This window comes from Campylobacter sp. CFSAN093238 (assembly GCF_012898015.1).
In the GTDB taxonomy this organism is placed as follows: Bacteria; Campylobacterota; Campylobacteria; order Campylobacterales; family Campylobacteraceae; genus Campylobacter_D; species Campylobacter_D jejuni.
Genome location: NZ_CP040611.1, coordinates 92285 through 109213 on the forward strand (window position 1 = coordinate 92285; position 16929 = coordinate 109213).

Annotated in this window: 18 protein-coding genes, 1 other RNA gene and 1 pseudogene; 12 read left to right on the forward strand and 8 right to left on the reverse strand. The window is 29.9% G+C overall.

Annotated features, from left to right (window positions below):
• Positions 1-55: 55 nt before the first annotated feature.
• Together FBF21_RS00470 and typA are read right to left on the reverse strand one after the other, a co-directional pair.
• On the reverse strand, positions 56-703 hold the full coding sequence (locus FBF21_RS00470) for a hypothetical protein (protein ID WP_002851804.1): 648 nt from the start codon (positions 701-703) through the stop codon (positions 56-58).
• Positions 703-2511: a translational GTPase TypA gene (gene typA, locus FBF21_RS00475; RefSeq protein ID WP_002859745.1), complete on the reverse strand. Its 1809-nt coding sequence runs from the start codon at positions 2509-2511 to the stop codon at positions 703-705. Before typA ends, FBF21_RS00470 begins: the two co-directional genes overlap by 1 nt.
• A gap of 134 nt (positions 2512-2645) precedes the next feature.
• Here typA and FBF21_RS00480 point away from each other — a divergent pair, with 134 nt between their 5' ends.
• The 4 genes from FBF21_RS00480 to FBF21_RS00495 are packed head-to-tail and all read left to right on the forward strand — an operon-like array spanning position 2646 to position 7357.
• Positions 2646-2969, forward strand: coding sequence for a hypothetical protein (locus FBF21_RS00480; protein WP_002782892.1), 324 nt, complete (start codon positions 2646-2648; stop codon positions 2967-2969).
• A 15-nt stretch (positions 2970-2984) separates the two neighbouring features.
• A complete protein-coding gene (locus FBF21_RS00485) occupies positions 2985-4778 on the forward strand; it encodes a flagellar hook-length control protein FliK (protein ID WP_075912916.1) in 1794 nt (597 codons plus the stop codon).
• A gap of 53 nt (positions 4779-4831) precedes the next feature.
• Positions 4832-5716: a flagellar basal body rod modification protein gene (locus FBF21_RS00490; RefSeq protein ID WP_002805290.1), complete on the forward strand. Its 885-nt coding sequence runs from the start codon at positions 4832-4834 to the stop codon at positions 5714-5716.
• 3 nt (positions 5717-5719) lie between these two features.
• A complete protein-coding gene (locus tag FBF21_RS00495) occupies positions 5720-7357 on the forward strand; it encodes a flagellar hook protein FlgE (protein WP_002851688.1) in 1638 nt (545 codons plus the stop codon).
• Between the two features lie 3 nt (positions 7358-7360).
• Here the strand turns inward: FBF21_RS00495 and FBF21_RS00500 are convergent, their stop codons facing one another.
• Positions 7361-9232, reverse strand: coding sequence for a FapA family protein (locus tag FBF21_RS00500; protein WP_002851645.1), 1872 nt, complete (start codon positions 9230-9232; stop codon positions 7361-7363).
• Complete coding sequence (locus FBF21_RS00505; RefSeq protein ID WP_002911176.1) at positions 9189-9953, reverse strand: bacteriohemerythrin; 765 nt, start codon at positions 9951-9953, stop codon at positions 9189-9191. Before FBF21_RS00505 ends, FBF21_RS00500 begins: the two co-directional genes overlap by 44 nt.
• A 182-nt stretch (positions 9954-10135) precedes the next feature.
• Here FBF21_RS00505 and ffs point away from each other — a divergent pair.
• The 6 genes from ffs (at position 10136) to FBF21_RS09340 (ending at position 11880) form a co-directional block, all read left to right on the forward strand.
• An RNA gene (ffs, locus tag FBF21_RS00510) (signal recognition particle sRNA small type) lies at positions 10136-10233 on the forward strand.
• Positions 10234-10460: 227 nt separating this feature from the next.
• A complete protein-coding gene (locus FBF21_RS00515) occupies positions 10461-10610 on the forward strand; it encodes a hypothetical protein (RefSeq protein ID WP_002869942.1) in 150 nt (49 codons plus the stop codon).
• A gap of 222 nt (positions 10611-10832) precedes the next feature.
• Complete coding sequence (locus FBF21_RS00520) at positions 10833-11177, forward strand: anion permease (RefSeq protein WP_002851927.1); 345 nt, start codon at positions 10833-10835, stop codon at positions 11175-11177.
• Positions 11120-11335 carry an anion permease gene (locus FBF21_RS09330; protein WP_002869943.1) on the forward strand — a complete coding sequence of 72 codons (216 nt, stop codon included), beginning with the start codon at positions 11120-11122 and terminating at the stop codon, positions 11333-11335. The genes FBF21_RS00520 and FBF21_RS09330 overlap by 58 nt, the downstream gene beginning before the upstream one ends.
• Positions 11250-11513: an anion permease gene (locus tag FBF21_RS09335; RefSeq protein WP_002868357.1), complete on the forward strand. Its 264-nt coding sequence runs from the start codon at positions 11250-11252 to the stop codon at positions 11511-11513. The genes FBF21_RS09330 and FBF21_RS09335 overlap by 86 nt, the downstream gene beginning before the upstream one ends.
• 115 nt (positions 11514-11628) lie before the next feature.
• Positions 11629-11880 carry an anion permease gene (locus tag FBF21_RS09340; protein WP_002869944.1) on the forward strand — a complete coding sequence of 84 codons (252 nt, stop codon included), beginning with the start codon at positions 11629-11631 and terminating at the stop codon, positions 11878-11880.
• Positions 11881-11907: 27 nt separating this feature from the next.
• Here FBF21_RS09340 and mnmA read toward each other — a convergent pair whose 3' ends face one another.
• The 4 genes from mnmA to FBF21_RS00555 all read right to left on the reverse strand — a co-directional run bounded on the left by mnmA (position 11908) and on the right by FBF21_RS00555 (position 15362).
• Entirely contained in the window at positions 11908-12924 is a 1017-nt protein-coding gene (gene mnmA, locus FBF21_RS00540; protein WP_002851977.1) for a tRNA 2-thiouridine(34) synthase MnmA, read from the reverse strand.
• Positions 12924-13529, reverse strand: a complete 606-nt coding sequence (locus tag FBF21_RS00545) for a TIGR00730 family Rossman fold protein (protein ID WP_002851677.1) — start codon at positions 13527-13529, stop codon at positions 12924-12926. The genes mnmA and FBF21_RS00545 overlap by 1 nt, the downstream gene beginning before the upstream one ends.
• Positions 13530-13628: 99 nt before the next feature.
• Positions 13629-14777, reverse strand: a complete 1149-nt coding sequence (locus tag FBF21_RS00550) for a hypothetical protein (protein WP_002859749.1) — start codon at positions 14775-14777, stop codon at positions 13629-13631.
• A 69-nt stretch (positions 14778-14846) separates the two neighbouring features.
• Positions 14847-15362, reverse strand: a complete 516-nt coding sequence (locus tag FBF21_RS00555; protein WP_002870295.1) for a hypothetical protein — start codon at positions 15360-15362, stop codon at positions 14847-14849.
• Between the two features lie 132 nt (positions 15363-15494).
• Between FBF21_RS00555 and FBF21_RS09050 the strand changes: the two are divergent.
• Positions 15495-16348 (forward strand): annotated as a pseudogene (locus FBF21_RS09050) (hypothetical protein).
• Positions 16333-16929 carry a C39 family peptidase gene (locus tag FBF21_RS00570; protein ID WP_002886294.1) on the forward strand — a complete coding sequence of 199 codons (597 nt, stop codon included), beginning with the start codon at positions 16333-16335 and terminating at the stop codon, positions 16927-16929. Before FBF21_RS09050 ends, FBF21_RS00570 begins: the two are co-directional and overlap by 16 nt.

Here is a 16929-nt window from a genome sequence, read left to right on the forward strand (position 1 = left end):
TTTAAAGTATATAATTAACATTTATTAAAATTTTATGATATTAACTTTATGTTAATTATTTAAATAGTTTGTTTTTTATAGAGTTTAGATTTTCTTCTAAATTTTTGAAATTGTTTTCAAAATCTTTTTTTATATCTATAAAAAAAGGATTGCTTAAAGTAGTGATAAGATAATGATTTTCTTTAGAAAAGATATGATTTAAAGTGAAATTTTTATCTGTAAGTTTGATATAAATTTGTTCTTCGTTTTCAAAGCTAGGATTTTTGTTTGCTTTTGAAATTTCGAGCAAAATTCCGCAAAAAAAGCGTTTGTTTTCGTCTAAAAACTGAATATCATAAATTTTAAAATCCTTAAATTCAAAGCAGTTTTGACTTTTAAATTCTTTCAAATCCTTTGTAAGTCCTAGTTTTAAAAAGTCTTTTTGACTTAAACTTTGCTTTTTAAATTTCGCCCCAAAACGACGCAAAAACAAATTTAAAGCATTAATTTGTAATTCTTTTTGTGCGAGTTTTAGTTTTTTGGCTGTAAAACGAAAGAAAAAAACACCCACAAAAACAGCTAAAATTACTGCGATTAAGGCATCTCTTATAAAAACAAAGGCTAAAAAACCTACAAGTAAGGCTTCGATAATGCTTAGGAATTTTAAGATTCCTAAGCGTTTAAGTATATAAAGTCTATTATTTTCTAAGCTTTTTAAATCCATTAAGATTTTGCTTTTTCCATTCTTTTTCTTTGAGTTGGGTCAAGATAGCGTTTGCGAACACGCACATTTACAGGTGTAACTTCTACAAGTTCATCTTCTTCTATCCACTCTAAAGCTCTTTCAAGACTTAATTTTCTAGGTGGCACAAGTTTGATTGCATCATCGCTTCCACTTGCTCTTACATTGGTAAGATTCTTTCCTTTGATAGGATTAACATCTAAATCATTTGGACGAGAGTGCTCACCTATAATCATACCGGTATAAACTTTAGTTTGAGGCTCTATGAAAAGTACTCCACGCTCTTGAAGGTTAAACAAAGAATACCCTAAAGCCACGCCATTTTCCATAGAAATTAACGCTCCATTATTACGCTTTTCAACCGCACCGCTAAAAGGACGGAATTCTAAAAAGCTATGATTCATCACACCTTCGCCTTTAGTATCGGTTAAAAACTGACTTCTAAAACCTATAAGTCCGCGTGCTGGAATTTCAAACTCAAGTCTTGTTTGTCCATCGCCCGTTGGTGCCATGGTTTTCATTTCAGCTTTTCTTTTGCCAAGTTTTTCTATTACTGCACCGCTAAATTCTTCAGGCACATCGATAACTAAATGTTCAAAAGGTTCTGTTTTAACTCCATCTTCAACTTTTACGATAACTTCAGGTCTTCCCATGCAAAACTCAAAACCTTCACGACGCATATTTTCAGCTAAAATAGTGATTTGAAGTTCGCCCCTACCGCTTACTTTAAATTTACCTTCGCCTGTGCTTTCGTATTTCATAGCAATATTAGTTTTCATTTCAGCTTCTAAACGTTCAGCGATTTTATTTGAAGTTACATGTTTTCCTTCAGTTCCTGCTAATGGTCCATCATTTACAGAAAATACTATGCTTAAAGTCGGCTCTTCAATGTGTAAAGGATCAAGTGGCATGGGATTGTTTGGATCTACAACGCTATCGCCAACATCTAAAGCTTCAAAACCTGCTATAGCTACAATATCTCCACTTCCTGCTTCTTCGATGTCCATTTTTTCTAAGCCCATAAAGCCAATGAGTTTTGAAATTCTACCATTTACCTTGGTACCATCAGCTTTTGCAAGCATTACGCTTTGGTTTTTCTTCACAACCCCATTGAAAATTCTAGCAATGCCTATTTTACCTACGAAATTATCATACCCCAAAGTGAAAACTTGAAGTTGCAAAGGATTTTCATCACTACCACTTGGAGCTGGAACGCGTTCAAGTATGGTTTTAAAAAGTGGCTCCATATTATCACTTTCATCGTTTAGATCAAGCTTAGCATAACCATTTTTTGCTGCAGCATAAACTATAGCAAAGTCAAGTTGCTCATCGTTTGCATCTAGGGCTACAAAAAGATCAAAAATTTCATTGATCACTCTTTCAGGATCGGCAGCTGGTTTGTCTATTTTGTTGATTACAACTATAGGTTTAAGCCCTAAAGATAAAGCTTTTTTAACCACGAATTTAGTTTGTGGCATAACGCCTTCTTGAGCATCTACTAAAAGCAAAACTCCATCAATCATTTTTAAAACACGTTCTACTTCTCCGCCAAAATCAGCATGCCCTGGAGTATCTATGATGTTGATTTTTGTACCTTTGTAATTGATCGCTGTGTTTTTTGAAAGTATGGTAATACCGCGTTCTTTTTCTATATCGTTGCTATCCATAACGCGTTCTGAAATTTGTTCTCTTTCGCTAAAGGTGCCTGATTGTTTTAACAATTCATCTACCATAGTGGTTTTACCATGGTCAACGTGAGCTATAACTGCTATATTTCTAATGTTTTCCAAATTTTCTTCTCCAAAGCTAAATTTTTAAAAGCTTAAATTATACAAAAATTTAACTTAAACTACAAAGTATCAAAACTTGGAACACTTCTTGCTTTAAAAACTTATGAAATTAAAATTTTAAAAAGGAAGTTAAAATGTCAAAACCATTAAATGAAGAGATTTTTGTTGAATTTAAAAGTGATTTAGCTGAAAGAAAAAATGAAGTTTTGCTTCAAGTTTTAGAGCTTTTAGAAACTTTTAGATCAGATGAAAACGAAAAAATGGCAAGAATTTCAAGTGAGCTTACAGAAATTTTAGAAAATGAAGAAAATTTAGAGAAAATTTTAAATGCTAAAAATTTAGAAGAGCTTTTAAATATCTTAACTGCTTTAAATGAAGATAAGATGATTAAAGTATATGAAGATTCTTATTTGAAAGAAAAATTTCCTAATGTAATGGTAGATAAATTTTTAAAATAATTTTTTGAAGGAAAAGTGATGTCAAATTTAGCTCCGCAAAATGATGTTTTAAATCTTACGCCGAGTAAAACTTCTACTACTAGCAGTTCTTTTAGTAAAACTAGTAAAAATAAAGAACATGAAAGTAGTGATAGTAAAAATTCAACTCAAGATGATACGGAAAGTTTTTTAAATTCTTTGCTTAATTCTATCAATGAAACCAATGAATTTTTACCTGATCATATGAAGATCAGTCAAAAAGAAGTTGTTAATGAAGCGATGAGCAGACTTCAAAAAGGAGCTTTTGATGAGAGCGATAAGATAAGCATTTTCGAATCTGCTTCTTTTATGCAAATTCTTTCTTTGTTAGATAAGCTAAAAACAGATACAGCAGATGTTAAACTAGCAAATCTTTCTACTCAACTTTCAAGTCTTATTAAAACAGAGGCTAATTTTAATGCTTTAAAAGGTGCATCAAATCTTAGTGAGCTTTTGGACATAGCTAAAGATCTGGGCTTAAATGTAAAAAATATTAAAGTAGATCGTCTTCTTGATCTTAAAGCAACTTTTCCAAATTTAGATAAGGCTGATTTTTTTAAGGGTGCTGTGGATAATGTTTTTAAAGAAATCATCAATAATAAAATTTCCAATGTGAGTAAAAATTTAAATCACAATTTAGAAAATACAACTCATACTACAAGCACTCATTCTATGCAAAAAACAAATTCTAAAGATAGCGGTTCTTTGCTTTCTCAAACTTTAAAAAATTTAGATTCCATACTTTCATCCAAAGAAAGCAAACACGAAAAAAACGATAAAGTTAAATCAAAAATAGAAGAAGATACCACAGATGCTAAAAATACTTTAAAAAATATCAAAAATGATGAGTTTGCAAAAAATTTAACAGAAGAGTTAAATATAAAAGATAAAAAAAACCAAGATAATTTAAATAAAGAAAGCAAAGACTTAAACAAAGATTTTAATAAAGAGTTAAATAAAAATCAAGAAAAAAACAATTTAAATCAAGAAAATATACAAGATCAAAATAAAAATTTAAAGAACAATGATCAAAATTTAAATCTTGATAAAAATTTAAATAAAGAAATTGTTAAAGATACTCAGAAATTAGTTTCAAATTTAACACAAAAAGATTTTAATCTAAATAAAGAGCCTAAAAACAACAACAAAGAAAATAAAGATATAAAACAAAATTTCTTTGATCAAAAATTAAATTTTGAAAATTTAAATAAAACTCAAGTAGTTCAAAACAAAGAGAATAATGCAAATTTTAATAATAATACTACTAATAAAGAAACTTTTACTCAAGAGCAAACAAAAACGCACAGTGAAAATGTAGATAAAAATAGCTTAGATGAGTTAAATTCTTTAGTCAAAGATTTAAATAAAGTAACACAAAACAATGCTCGCAATATCACTCCTAAAGAAACTTTGCAGTATTTTTCACAAGATTTAAAAGAGGCTGTGGATCAATACAAAGCGCCTATTACTAAACTTAGTATCACTCTAAATCCTAATAATCTTGGAGAAGTGGAGGTAACTTTGATACAAAGAGGTAATAACCTTCATATCAATTTCAACTCCAATGCCAATGCAATGAATTTGTTTATCCAAAATCAAGCCGAGTTTAAAAATTCTCTTGTAAATATGGGATTTACTGGACTTGAAATGAATTTTAGTGATCAAGGTAAAAGAGAGCAAAATCAAAATCAAGGAAAAAATCGTAGTGGATATGGTTTTAAAGATGCTTTAGATGGAAAAAATGAAAGTGAAAAAGTCAATCTAGAGCTTGTTTTAGCGAAGTATTTTTAAATTGGAACACTTATTGCTTAAATAATAAAAAACTAAATAAAAAGGAGTTTATAATGATATCATCATCGGATTGGAATTTAAATACCACTGCTACAACTTCAGGTACTACTTCTTCAGGAAGTACTAGTGGAACAACTAGAACAGATTCAAGCAGTAGCTCAGGAATAGTGAGCAATCCAAATGCTACCTTAGATAAGGATGCGTTTTTAAAACTTCTTTTGATAGAGCTTCAACATCAAGATCCAACAGATCCTATGGATAGCGATAAAATGCTTACTCAAACTTCACAGCTTAGTGCACTTGAAATGCAGCAAAATACCAATACAACTATGCAAAAAATGGTTGAAACTATGCAAAAGCTTTCTGATTCTTTTAGTACAAGTATGAGTACTTCAGCTTTAGGGGCTATTGGTAAAATGGCAACTGTTTCAGATAATAAAATCAAACTTACAGGTGCAGATGAGCTTATCGCTCTTAAAATGTATTTGCCTGAAGATTCTGATGAAAACGGTGTTACGCTAGAAATTTATGATAGCAATAATAAACTTGTTTTCAGTGAAAAAAGCGATGCTAAATCTATTTCTCAAGGTTTATTTACTATGGAGTGGCCAGGAAGAAATAACGATGGGGTTTATGCAGGTGATGGTGAGTACACTGTTAAAATGGTTTATAATAATAAAAATGGTGAAAAAATCACTGCAAATTACGGAACTTATCCTATCGAAGGTGTTGTTTTTAAAGATGGTGTTGCCTATGCAAAAATGGCTGGACAAGAAGTTCCTTTTGATGCAATACAAGAAATAACAGATTATAAGCTTGGTTCATCTTCATCTACTGGAGGAAGCGGTTCAAGTGGAGACTCAAGTGGTGGTTCAAGCGATGGAGATTCTTCTGGGTCTGGATCTACAGAAGATGGCGACAAAGAGGAAAAGGCATAAGCCATGATGAATTCATTTTATAATGGGATTTCTGGAGTAAAAAGCAATAGCTTTGGTATTGATATCACTGCTAATAACATAGCAAATGTCAATACCACGGGCTTTAAATACTCTGATGCTCAATTTAAAGATATTTTTTATACTACCATAACAACCCAATCAACCAACCCTGCTCAAGGTGGTTATGGTAGCGGTGCAGCATCTTCTCAAGTTGTTTTCGAACAGGGTTCTCCTGTTGCAAGTGATGGTGAATTTGATGTGGCTTTGCAAGGAAAAGGATTTTTTGGGGTTTTAGGGGCTGATGGCAATGCTTACTATACTAGAAATGGATCATTTAGAAGAGATGCCAATGGATATTTGGTAGATTCTTATGGAAATTTTGTTTTAGGAACAATGAATCCTGCTTTTACTGGTATTAACTATAGCGATAGAGTTGCTGGGCTTATGGGGGATTATCTTAACACAGGAACTCCGGTAAATAATGGTTTTACTGTAAATTCAAATAATTCTTTCAGTATAGGCACAACCGCTTCTCAAGGGGCTATTAAAGTACCTGTGAATATGTATTTACCTCCTCAAGTAACTCAAAATGTAAAATGGAGTGGAAGTTTAAATACTAACACAACAACAGAAGTAGTTAAAGTAGATCTTGATCCTAGTAAATTTAACATTACAAAAACTGAAGATGGAAAATATGTAGTTAGTGGTAGTGTTAGCAAAGAAGATGTGTTTAGTGCTAAAGCGGGTGATAGGATTATTTTAAATTTCACTGATGATAATGGCGTAAAAACAAGCTTTGAAGCGACTTTAGATGAAAATCTAAATTTTAAAAGTAACGAGCTTGATTTAAAAGGATTGGATGAAAATAGCATCAAGCTTGATACAGCTCAAATTTCAACAGAGCAACAAAAAGCCAATAAAGATATTTTAGAATCCCCTATTTATAATGCAGATGGAAGTAAAAGCACTTTAAGGGTTACACTTGAAAGAGTTTTACCGCAAGAAGGCGATAATATACAATATAAAGCTATTGCACAAATTTATGATTCTAATGGCAATGCCGTAGGCAATCCGACTGAAGGAAATATGGTTTTTGATAAAAATGGTGCTTTGCTTCAAAACAATATTACAAGCATTGCAAATCCAAATGGTGGAACAATTAATATTGATTTAGGTTCTCCTTATGATGCTAACAAACCTGGTTCGGGTTATAGTGGGATTTATATTAAACAAGGCGTCGAAAAAAATGTATTTACACAACAAGATGGTGTAGCTGAAGGGTTTTTTGAACAATATAATATATCCGATGATGGAAGTATTGTTGCGCAATTTAGCAATGGTAAAAATGCCATAGTTGGAAAGCTTGCTTTATATAATTTTATCAATGAGCAAGGATTAGTTGCTATGGGAGATAATATTTTTGCAGCAACGGCAAATAGCGGTGATGCAAGTTTTATTATGAAAGATGGTCAAGTTGTTAATACAGCTAAATTTAAAGGCGGATTCTTAGAACAATCAAATGTTGATTTAAGCGCAGAGCTTTCAAACCTTATCGTAACTCAAAAAGCCTTTGATGCAAGCTCAAAAAGTATCACTACAAGTGATCAGATGATACAAAAAGCCATTAATATGAAAAGATAATTCTTAGGAATTATCTTTTTCTAATTTTTCAAAAATAATTTTAATTTCTTCTATGTCGCTTTCGCTATAATTATGGCTTGATTTAATATAACTTACTTGCTGTCCTTTTTCAAGATATAAAACCTTTTCATAGTCTTTTAAATTTATATGATGTTTTAGTTCAAGGTTGGTGTTTGTGTTAGGATAAAATTTTAAAAAATTATCCTCTCCGATATTTTCGGCTTTTATGTATATTTTTACATTGTAAACCATTTCATTTAAGAAATTTAATTTCGCATCAATTTGATATTTTAATTTTACAAGTTTTTTATACGAAATGCTAAGATGATTGTATTTTTTTATGATATCGTGATAAAGATTTGAAAATTTCATTTCTATGGCGCTAGGATTTTTAGTCTTTTGAAGTTTGATGATTTTGATTTGATTTTTGATTAGATAATCATAGTAATTTTGCATTTTGCTTATGGTGTCATCAAGCTTACTTTTTATTTTAAGGCTTAGATTTTTAAGATTTTCGCATTCTGTATCTGAGTTGTTTTCAATAGAAACTAGTGGTGAAACTACGATATTGTTTTTGAATTTTATATTGTTTGTTATGATTAGATTTTTTCTTGGATATAAAGTATTATCCGTTAGTAAATTGCAAATATAAATATTTTCTGCTTCTATTTTTCCACCCATGCAGTTTTCAACAAATACATTTTTAGCTATAATTGTCCCATTTTCTAAATTTTTTATATATACAGTGTCAGCTTGCAAAGTTCCTTTGTGTGTTGTAATAAAAATATCTTGTGCAAAAATTTCGCTTTTTGCATGAGTTAAGCCTTTGATACTGATATTTTTTCCATAAAGTTTTGTTGCTCCAACATTCCCATTTACTTTTATATTTGAAGCTTGAACATTTACAATACCTGATTTAATAGCATCATCACTTATATCAAAATTAGTGATTTCTAAGTTTATATTTTCATCGGTATTTGTTTTGATTGAACCGGTTGTTTTAAGCCCTATTTGTGATAATTTTAAATTATTTGCGATACAATATCCTGTATGATCTTTGTTTAAAAATCCATAATTGGCGCTAAAATATTTAATTCTATCTTCTAATTCTTCTGTGTAAATGCTTTCATCTTTTATGATAAAAGGATTATCAAGAAAGGCTATTGGATTTAAATGAAGTATCTCTCCTCTTAAATTTCGTCCTTCTTTTCCAAGAATTCTATAAATGTATTCAAAAAGTAGCTCATTTTTTTCAATAGGTTTACAGTAGTTTCCTTCATCATAGTTAATATTTTCGTCAAAACATTCTTCGTTAACATCTCTATGATAAATAATTTCATCACTTTTATGTTCAATCTTATCTACACCTTTGGCAATTTCAAGCTCTATTTCTTTAATAGATGGACTTTTTTGTATTGATAAGATAAAATCATCAATCTTGTCAAATAAATTTTTATCAAGTCTTAAGATTAAAAATTTTTGTTTGATCATTATTTTGTAGATATTTTGCAAAATATCAAATTTTAAATTAGGGTAATATTTAAAATTTTCTGTAAGGTTGATACTGGCTTTTAGATGGGTTAGGTTGGAGTTGGATCTAAGTTTGACTGTAAAAGGAAAACTTTGGGTTTTTGGGTAAATTTCTATAAGAAATTTTTGCACTATGGTATTGTAGTTTTTTACAAAAAAATCATCTGCATAAAATAAGTCAAAATCCTTTCTTTCATAAGTTTTTGTTTTTGCTGGTTTTACACTAGAACACAGAAGTTTAAAATCTATAACTCTAAAATCAAGAATTTGTTCTGTGTTTGCTTGTTCATGATTTAAACTTTCAAAAGGATTGAAAGTTTCTAAGGTTTTTACTTGAAAATTCATCTATCCCCCCCCCCATATCATTTTTTTGAGTCGTGAAATGGTGATTTTGTAGTGCATCTTCAAAAGTAGCATTGAATTTTTCGAAATTTTGATTCAAATCAAAATAATCCAAATGAACTAAAATTTGCCCACATTTTTCGCACTTTAAGGTATTTTCTTTGCTAACAAGCTCTTGATGTATAGTCTGTGGAACTGCATGGATACGCAAAGAACAATTGCAAATATAATCATGAGTTTTTTCAGCCCTTAGGTCTTGTTTGATTGATTTTAGTTTTATGTATTGTTCTAAGGTATAATGGATTTCTTGAAGGTGTAGGGTTTTTTTTGTAAAATTAGCTATCCATAAATCTTCATTAGCAAAATGATCTAAAATCCAATCTTTGGTTAATATGGAAAGTTCTTGAGACATTTTTACAATATCATTTGAGTGTTCTAAAAGCTCTTTAGTTTTTTCTACTAATATTTGATGAGATTTTTTATGTTCTTCAATCAAAGGAAAATCAATGCTTTCCATAAATTTTTCTTCATCTTTAAAATGAATTTTGATGTATTGAAATAGCTTTACAAGAATTTGTTTTAAATCATTTTTGTGTTGTGTATTATTATCTTGAATGTTTAGAGCTAAATCATTTGCAAGATTGGTAATTTCAAAAATTAGTTCGTGTTGTTTGTCTAATTGCATATTTTTAATGCTAAAATCTCTACTCCATTTAACTTTCATATTTTTTCCTTGCGATATAAATTATTTTTATATCGTATTTTTAGAGAATAAAATAATAGTTTTTATAAATAAATTTTAAAAAATGTATAAAATTTTAACCAATTTATTATTTATATATTATTTTTTTAGTTTTATAATTCTCAAGGCTTTTTAAGTATATTGTGATATAATTTTAGAGCCTTTTCTTAGACCTGTGCAATGCTATTTTTAAGCACCGCTTCAGGGTGGGAACACAGCAGAGCACTTGATTTTAGTGTGTGCCGCAGTTATCTGGGGAAGGGTTTTATTCATTTTAAAATTCCCTATTTATTTTTCAATCAGGCTAGCTTTTTTATAAATTAAAAATTTATTTAAAAATTATAATTTTAAGATTTATTAAAATATTAGTTAACTAGAATTTCATTACCAATATCAAAAGATAAACAATGGATAGAAAGAAAATTCCCTTGTTGGTGCTGCGTATTTTAATTGCAGCTGTGTTTTGGCCTATACCTACTCCTTGTAGGTTTGGAAGATAATTCTTGGCATTTTCTTGGGCTTTTTATTGCTGTGATTATGGCAGTGATTTTACAAGTAATGCCTTTGGAGCCTGTTTGTATGATAGCTATTGCCATAGTAGCTCTTAGTGGCATTACCACTACCCAATTGAAAATCTAAGTAAAATTTACACCAAAGCTACTTCGAAAACTTCTACGCAACAACTTATTGATGAGACTAAAATTTCCTTTAAATACTTCAGTACTTGATTTTTTATATCAAAAGAGTATAAGATGAAAAGGTAAATACTGCTATATCAAATTTAAAATCTAAAACGGGTATAAAAGACGCTTTAAGTGGTTTTTCAAATTCTCTTATTTAGCTTATAGTTATTCTATTATTGTGGCTCGTGGAGTTATTAAAACAGGACTTGGAGAGCATTTGGCTTATCATTTTATCAGTATTCTTGGTAAAAAAACCTTAGGTATTGCTTATTCTATAGCTTTTTGTGAAACTATTTTAGCTCCAGTTACTCCTTCAAATACTGCAAGAGCAGGGGCTATCATAAATCCTATAGTTCAAGTTATTGCAAGAAGTTTTAAATCCACTCCTGAAGATGGAACACAAAATAAAATAGGCACTTATCTTTCTTTGGTAAATTATCAAGAGCCAATCCTATTTCATCAGCTATGTTTATTACAGCTACAGCTCCAAATCCTTTGGTGCTTTATTTTCTCTCTCCGCTAGAAATTAAATCCACGCCTAATGCTTCTACTTTTACTAAAGATAAATTAAAAGAACTTGTAAAAATGAAAAATAGTGAAAAAATCATGCTCAGTGTTTTTGTCTCGCTTTTACTTTTATGGGCTGGAGCTTTGGGCTTGTTTTTTTGGAATTTCTCTTGATGCGACTAGTGTGGCTTTGCTTGGGTTGTCTTTGGTGTTGATTAGTGGAGTTTTAACTTTTGGGGAAGTTTTGGCCGAAAAAGCTGCTTGGAATACTTTAGTATGGTTTTCAGCTCTTGTAATGATGGCAACTTTACTTGGCAAACTTGGCGTTACACAGTTTTTAGCTGAAGCTTAAGGTGAATTTGCTTCTGCTATGGGACTTGGGGAAATTTCTATTATGATATTTTTAAGCCTTGCTTTTTTTATATACACACTATTTCTTTGCTTCCATTGCAGCTCATATATCAGCAATGTTTTTTGTTTTTTTAGTGCAGCTTGCCTTAGGAGCACCACCACTTCTTTATGCTTTTATTATGATAGCTTCAGGTAATGTTATGATGGCATTAACTCACTATACAATAGGAACAGCTCCTGTTATTTTTGGAACAGGCTGTGTAACTCTTAAAAAATGGTGGAGTATAGGTTTTGTGATTTCCATAGTTGATATAGTAGTGATGATAGCTGTTGGGCTTATTTGGTGGAAAATTTTAGGATTTTATTAATAATTTCTAGGAATTAATTCCTAGAAATTATTCTATAAAACCGCTTGCTATGACTTTATCATGATCATAAAAGACTGCCATTTGTCCGCTAGCAAGTCCATAAACAGGATCTTTTAGGATGATTTTTGCACTTTTATCTTCATAAATTTCTACCTTGCAAGGTGTGGATTTTGAACGATAGCGGATTTTCACTTCGCAATCAAGCTCTTTAGCGTCTATAAAAAGATTGATATTTTTTAGGTTAAATTCACTGATTTTAAGTTCTTCTTTGGTTCCTACGATGATTTGGTTTTGCTTAGGATTGATTTTTAAAACAAAATGTGGTTCATGTGCCCCACGCACTTCAAAGCCCCTTCTTTTGCCTATGGTATAGTGCATATAGCCCTCATGTTTGCCTACCACTTTTCCGCTACTATCTAATACTTCTCCAGGAATTTTTGTATCCATAAACTGATCTAAAACTTGCACATAAGTATCTTCAACAAAGCAAATTTCAGAACTTTCCTTTTGGGTGGCAAAAGATTTTAAAACCTCTATAGTGGAAGCAAATTTTTTCACATCTTCTTTTTTCATTTCGCCTAGCGGAAAAATAAGATATTTTAAAGCTTCTTTATCTGCGCTAGCTAAAAAATAGCTTTGATCCTTGCTTTCATCTACTGCGGTTTTTATTAAGTTGTTTTCAAGTCTTGCATAATGCCCTGTGGCAAGTTTTTCACAACCTAAACTTTTAGCAAATTCTAAAAGTTTTCCAAGTTTGATAAAACGGTTACATAAAGCGCAAGGATTTGGTGTTTTACCCTCTTTATAAGTATCCACAAAAGGCATGTAAACTTTGTTTTTAAAATCTTCTTGTAAGTCTAAAATATGATAAGGAATTTGCAAAAAGTTTGCAACTTTTTCTACTTTTTTGATATTTTCTTCGTGATAATTTGGTTTGCCATGAAGTTTCATATAACAACCTATAACTTCATGACCTAAATTTTTAAGTTTGTAAGCAGTGACTGTACTATCAACTCCACCGCTCATAGCGACTAGAATTTTCATTAAATTTCCTTTAAAGTATTAATTATAAAATCCAAGTCGTCAGTGATTTTATACTTTAACTCATCTCCTTTAGAAATCACTTCAAGTTTGAGTAAAGAATTTCTGACGAACTCATCAAAACCTCGCCAAAATTCACTCCCAAACAAAATAATAGGAACATCTTTTTTAAATTCTAATTGTTTTAATGTAAGAATTTCACACAATTCATCAAGTGTTCCAAAGCCGCCTGGGAAGATCACAAAAGCTAGACTCTTTTCAATAAGAGCCATTTTGCGTATGGCTAAGCTCTCAAAAGTAATATTATATTCTACAAAATCATTAAGTTTTTGCTCGTGAGGTAAAAATATATTAAACCCTACAGAACTCATTGAATTTGTATTATTTTTTTGTGAAAAAGCACCTTCGTTGGCTGCACGCATAATACCACCACCTCCACCACTTATCACACAAAAACCATTTTGAACACATTTTTGTGCCAAAATTTTAGCCTGCTGATAATAAAAATTATCTTCTTTAAGCCTTGCTGAACCAAAAAAAGTTACGGCATTTTTTAGGTTTGGTATGTTAGCAAATTTTTCTAAATCTTGGCTTATTTTTTCATTCATTTTTCAACCTTTAGTTAAAATAAATTCCATTCTAGCTAAAAATTTATAATAAGTTCTTTATTATATAAGTTTTAATAGAATTTAAAGACTTTTAAATCCTTAAGCTTTAATATCTATACTTTTTTGTGCAGTATTTTGAGAAATAATTTTGTTAAATTCTCCTGTGTTATCATCACTAAATTTCATACCAAAAAGAAGTTCTAACTCATCGCTTGTGCCAAATTTATTTTCCAGTAGCTTTTTTAAAAGCTCATTCATTTTATTATCATCTTTATAGGTTTCGCTTGAACTTTGCGCTTGTATAGGTTTAAATGGCTTTTTTTTGTCTTCTTCTGAAGTTTCTTTGTTATTTGTATTTTTTGTAGGATTGTTTAAATTTTCTTTTTGTTCTAGTATTTTTTGTTTAAAATCATCAATGCTCATATCTGAATTTAATAAATCAAAAAGCTTAAAAATATCTCCTTTAAAATTCATACTATTTTCACTTATGAATTTGTTTAAATTATCAATTTCACTTTGACTCATAGTTTTATCAAATCCTTGCATTTTGCCTAAAATACTTGTTTGTCCTTCGATAAAATAGTTTTTTGCTTGAAATCCAGTAAAGAAAGTCATAAAAATACCACTTTTTGTTATAGTTTTATCATTATTACTATAAGGAGTAGGATCTATTAAAGAATATTTAAAAATATCACTTTTATCATCAAGTGAGAAAAAAGTCATTATTTTTATATTATGGGAAGTCGGAGAGTAATTTTGATAATTAGACATAAAATCTTTATACTCTTTATCATTTAAATTATATTTTTTATTTATCTCCAAAGTATTTTGATTAAATTCGAAACCTTGTGGTATTTTTACTAAGTCTTCTTTTGTAAAATTGATTTTATTGTTTAACTCATCATTTAAAAGTTGTGAAAATACTTTATAAGCATTTCCTATACTTTTTGCTATATCAATATTAATATAACTTGATAATAGACTTTTTGTTTGAATATTAACAAAATTTTCTATATCTTTAGCATAAATCTTATAATCTTTTGGTAAGCCTGCAGCTTCGTTAAAATCGCTTGTAAAAAAGCCATCTTTATCTACGCCATATCCTAGCATTTTACTTACTGCCCTAGATTTATCGCTTACAAGGCTTGAGTTATCATTTGCAACATTAGATGATTTTATATTTGAAGTATTATTACTAAAAGTATTTGTGTAATTGTAGCTTGAATAAGAATTTATACCATTAATCATTTTTACCTTCCTGTAAGTAAAGTTTTATTTATAAGATAAATCGGCAAAAATGATTTTTTCATAAGTTTTTTATCTTCTAGCTCTAGCAGTCCAGCCACCAAGATTACTTTCAAATTGAGTTTTATATTTCATAGTTAATTCTTTAATAACCTGATTATTATTTAAAATCTCACTCGAATTAACTCTATGCAACCCCGTTTGTCTATCAAGTAGTGCAACACCATAGTTAAAAAGAACATAAGGTTTTCCCGAGCTTGATATTGCGATATTTCTTTTTACTGTATAACCTAAAAATGTATTTGAAAAAGTGTTATCGCCAGTTACGGTATAAATGGCTACCAACTGTTTATATGTTGTTGTATTATCTGGAATAGCTAATGCTATATATTCAGAATTTCCAAGTTTGCTTGTAAGAACTTGATATCCACCCTTAACTTGTTTCATCTCATCTAAATTAAGAGCCTTAACTCCTTGAGAATTATCACTTAAAGCACCATTACTAACCTTAGCTAAAAAATCCCCAGCAAAAGCAGAACTTGTAAATAAAGAACCCAAAATTAAACAATTTACTAATTTTTTTAACATATAATTCTCCTTTTCTTAACTATTTTACTCTTTATTTGAATAATATCATAAATTATATATTAAAATCAAATTTTTTTATTTGGAACATTCATTGCTTTAAAAAAATTTTTTAAAATATTTAGAAAGGTAACAATGAAAAAGATTTATTTAACATTTATGGTTTTAGTCAGTTGTGTTTTTGCTAGTGATGAACTAAATATAGACAGTTTGTTTAAAAAGCAAATAGGTTTAAGAAGTATTACAAGCTTTTCTTTACTTAGCACAGGAAATGCAAACTCGTATTCTCTTTATCCTAATATAACAATAGGCGGAGATCCTACAATTTGGAATGATACAAAGCAAGTGTTTTTAACTCAAACTTTCATTTATACCATAACACCTAAGTTTGACATACTTATTTCAGGGGGCGGAAGTTATGCAAGACAAGAATATACAAACTTTTTTACAAATGAGTATTCTAGTAAAAACAGAATAGGTTTTGATAGTTTATGACTAGGTTTTATTTATACAGGCGATAGCATTGCAGATTTAATTCCACAAATTACCTTTCAAGCTGCAGTCGTTCAAAGAGAAAAAGCAGTCAATCAAACCAAAACTTTTACCTAAAATCACAAAGCTTACAAGCTAGTCTAAGGGGATATAGCGATCCTGTTGTATATAGCATTTATACCGGCTTTGGTTATAACCAATCAAGAAAATTTAAAACCCTTAAAATAGAGTATGGAAATAGTATTTATGTGGGTGGGGATTTATCTATTATTCTAAGTCCTAAAATTACTTTAGATTTAGGAGCAGAGCAAAGATTTCAAACCGAGCAAAAAATTAATGGTTATCAAAATTCTGAAGTGCGTTCTATTCCAACTTTAAGTTTAGGTTCTACTTATAGCATTAATTCAGATACCGCAGTTTCTGTTAATGCTAGTTTTGGAGGAAGCTCTGCTTCTCCTGATAGCATATTTGGGATAAGCTTATGGAAAAAATTCTAAAAATTTTATTATTTTTACCCATTCTTACTTTGAGTGCAAAAGCGGAATGGGTAGTTAAATCCTATCAAGAAATTAAAAACGAAAGAGTAATAAGGCAAACTTACGAGCAATCTTGTGGGGCTTCATCTTTGGCAACTTTACTCAATATACTTGATGATAAAAAGTTTGATGAACTTGAACTTTTAAAGATTATGAGTGGACAGGAACTTTATACGGATATGGTAAGCTTTGCAGATTTAAGCGATGCAGTTAAAAAACTAGGCTATGAAAGCAATTCATATCAAATCAATAGAGAAAACTTGGATAAACTTGTAAATATTCCAATGCTTGTAAAAATTGAAGATGATCCACGCTTTCCACATTTTGTTATAATTATCAATCATAAAGGTAATTATTTACAAGTGCTTGATCCAAGTCATGGAGAATATATAAGTTCTAAAAGTCAATTTTTTAGTATTTGGGATAGATATAATAAAGGTGGTTATGCTTTAATTGTTGCTCCTAAAAAAGAGCTAAAACCTTTTAAGTTAAATACTCTAAAATCTTTACATTTTGATTTCAGCCCTTTTAGTTTGTTTTAG

What these genes read in the sequence shown, in the direction of transcription:
- FBF21_RS00550 (WP_002859749.1), bottom strand. Translation starts at nt 14,777, where the DNA reads ATGATTAATGGTATAAATTCTTATTCAAGCTACAATTACACAAATACT.
- FBF21_RS00555 (WP_002870295.1), bottom strand. Translation starts at nt 15,362, where the DNA reads ATGTTAAAAAAATTAGTAAATTGTTTAATTTTGGGTTCTTTATTTACA.
- FBF21_RS00570 (WP_002886294.1), top strand. Translation starts at nt 16,333, where the DNA reads ATGGAAAAAATTCTAAAAATTTTATTATTTTTACCCATTCTTACTTTG.
- mnmA (WP_002851977.1), bottom strand. Translation starts at nt 12,924, where the DNA reads ATGAAAATTCTAGTCGCTATGAGCGGTGGAGTTGATAGTACAGTCACT.
- FBF21_RS00505 (WP_002911176.1), bottom strand. Translation starts at nt 9,953, where the DNA reads ATGAAAGTTAAATGGAGTAGAGATTTTAGCATTAAAAATATGCAATTA.
- FBF21_RS00470 (WP_002851804.1), bottom strand. Translation starts at nt 703, where the DNA reads ATGGATTTAAAAAGCTTAGAAAATAATAGACTTTATATACTTAAACGC.
- FBF21_RS00500 (WP_002851645.1), bottom strand. Translation starts at nt 9,232, where the DNA reads ATGAATTTTCAAGTAAAAACCTTAGAAACTTTCAATCCTTTTGAAAGT.
- FBF21_RS00490 (WP_002805290.1), top strand. Translation starts at nt 4,832, where the DNA reads ATGATATCATCATCGGATTGGAATTTAAATACCACTGCTACAACTTCA.
- FBF21_RS00480 (WP_002782892.1), top strand. Translation starts at nt 2,646, where the DNA reads ATGTCAAAACCATTAAATGAAGAGATTTTTGTTGAATTTAAAAGTGAT.
- FBF21_RS09340 (WP_002869944.1), top strand. Translation starts at nt 11,629, where the DNA reads ATGTTTTTTGTTTTTTTAGTGCAGCTTGCCTTAGGAGCACCACCACTT.
- FBF21_RS09330 (WP_002869943.1), top strand. Translation starts at nt 11,120, where the DNA reads ATGTTTATTACAGCTACAGCTCCAAATCCTTTGGTGCTTTATTTTCTC.
- FBF21_RS00545 (WP_002851677.1), bottom strand. Translation starts at nt 13,529, where the DNA reads ATGAATGAAAAAATAAGCCAAGATTTAGAAAAATTTGCTAACATACCA.
- FBF21_RS00495 (WP_002851688.1), top strand. Translation starts at nt 5,720, where the DNA reads ATGATGAATTCATTTTATAATGGGATTTCTGGAGTAAAAAGCAATAGC.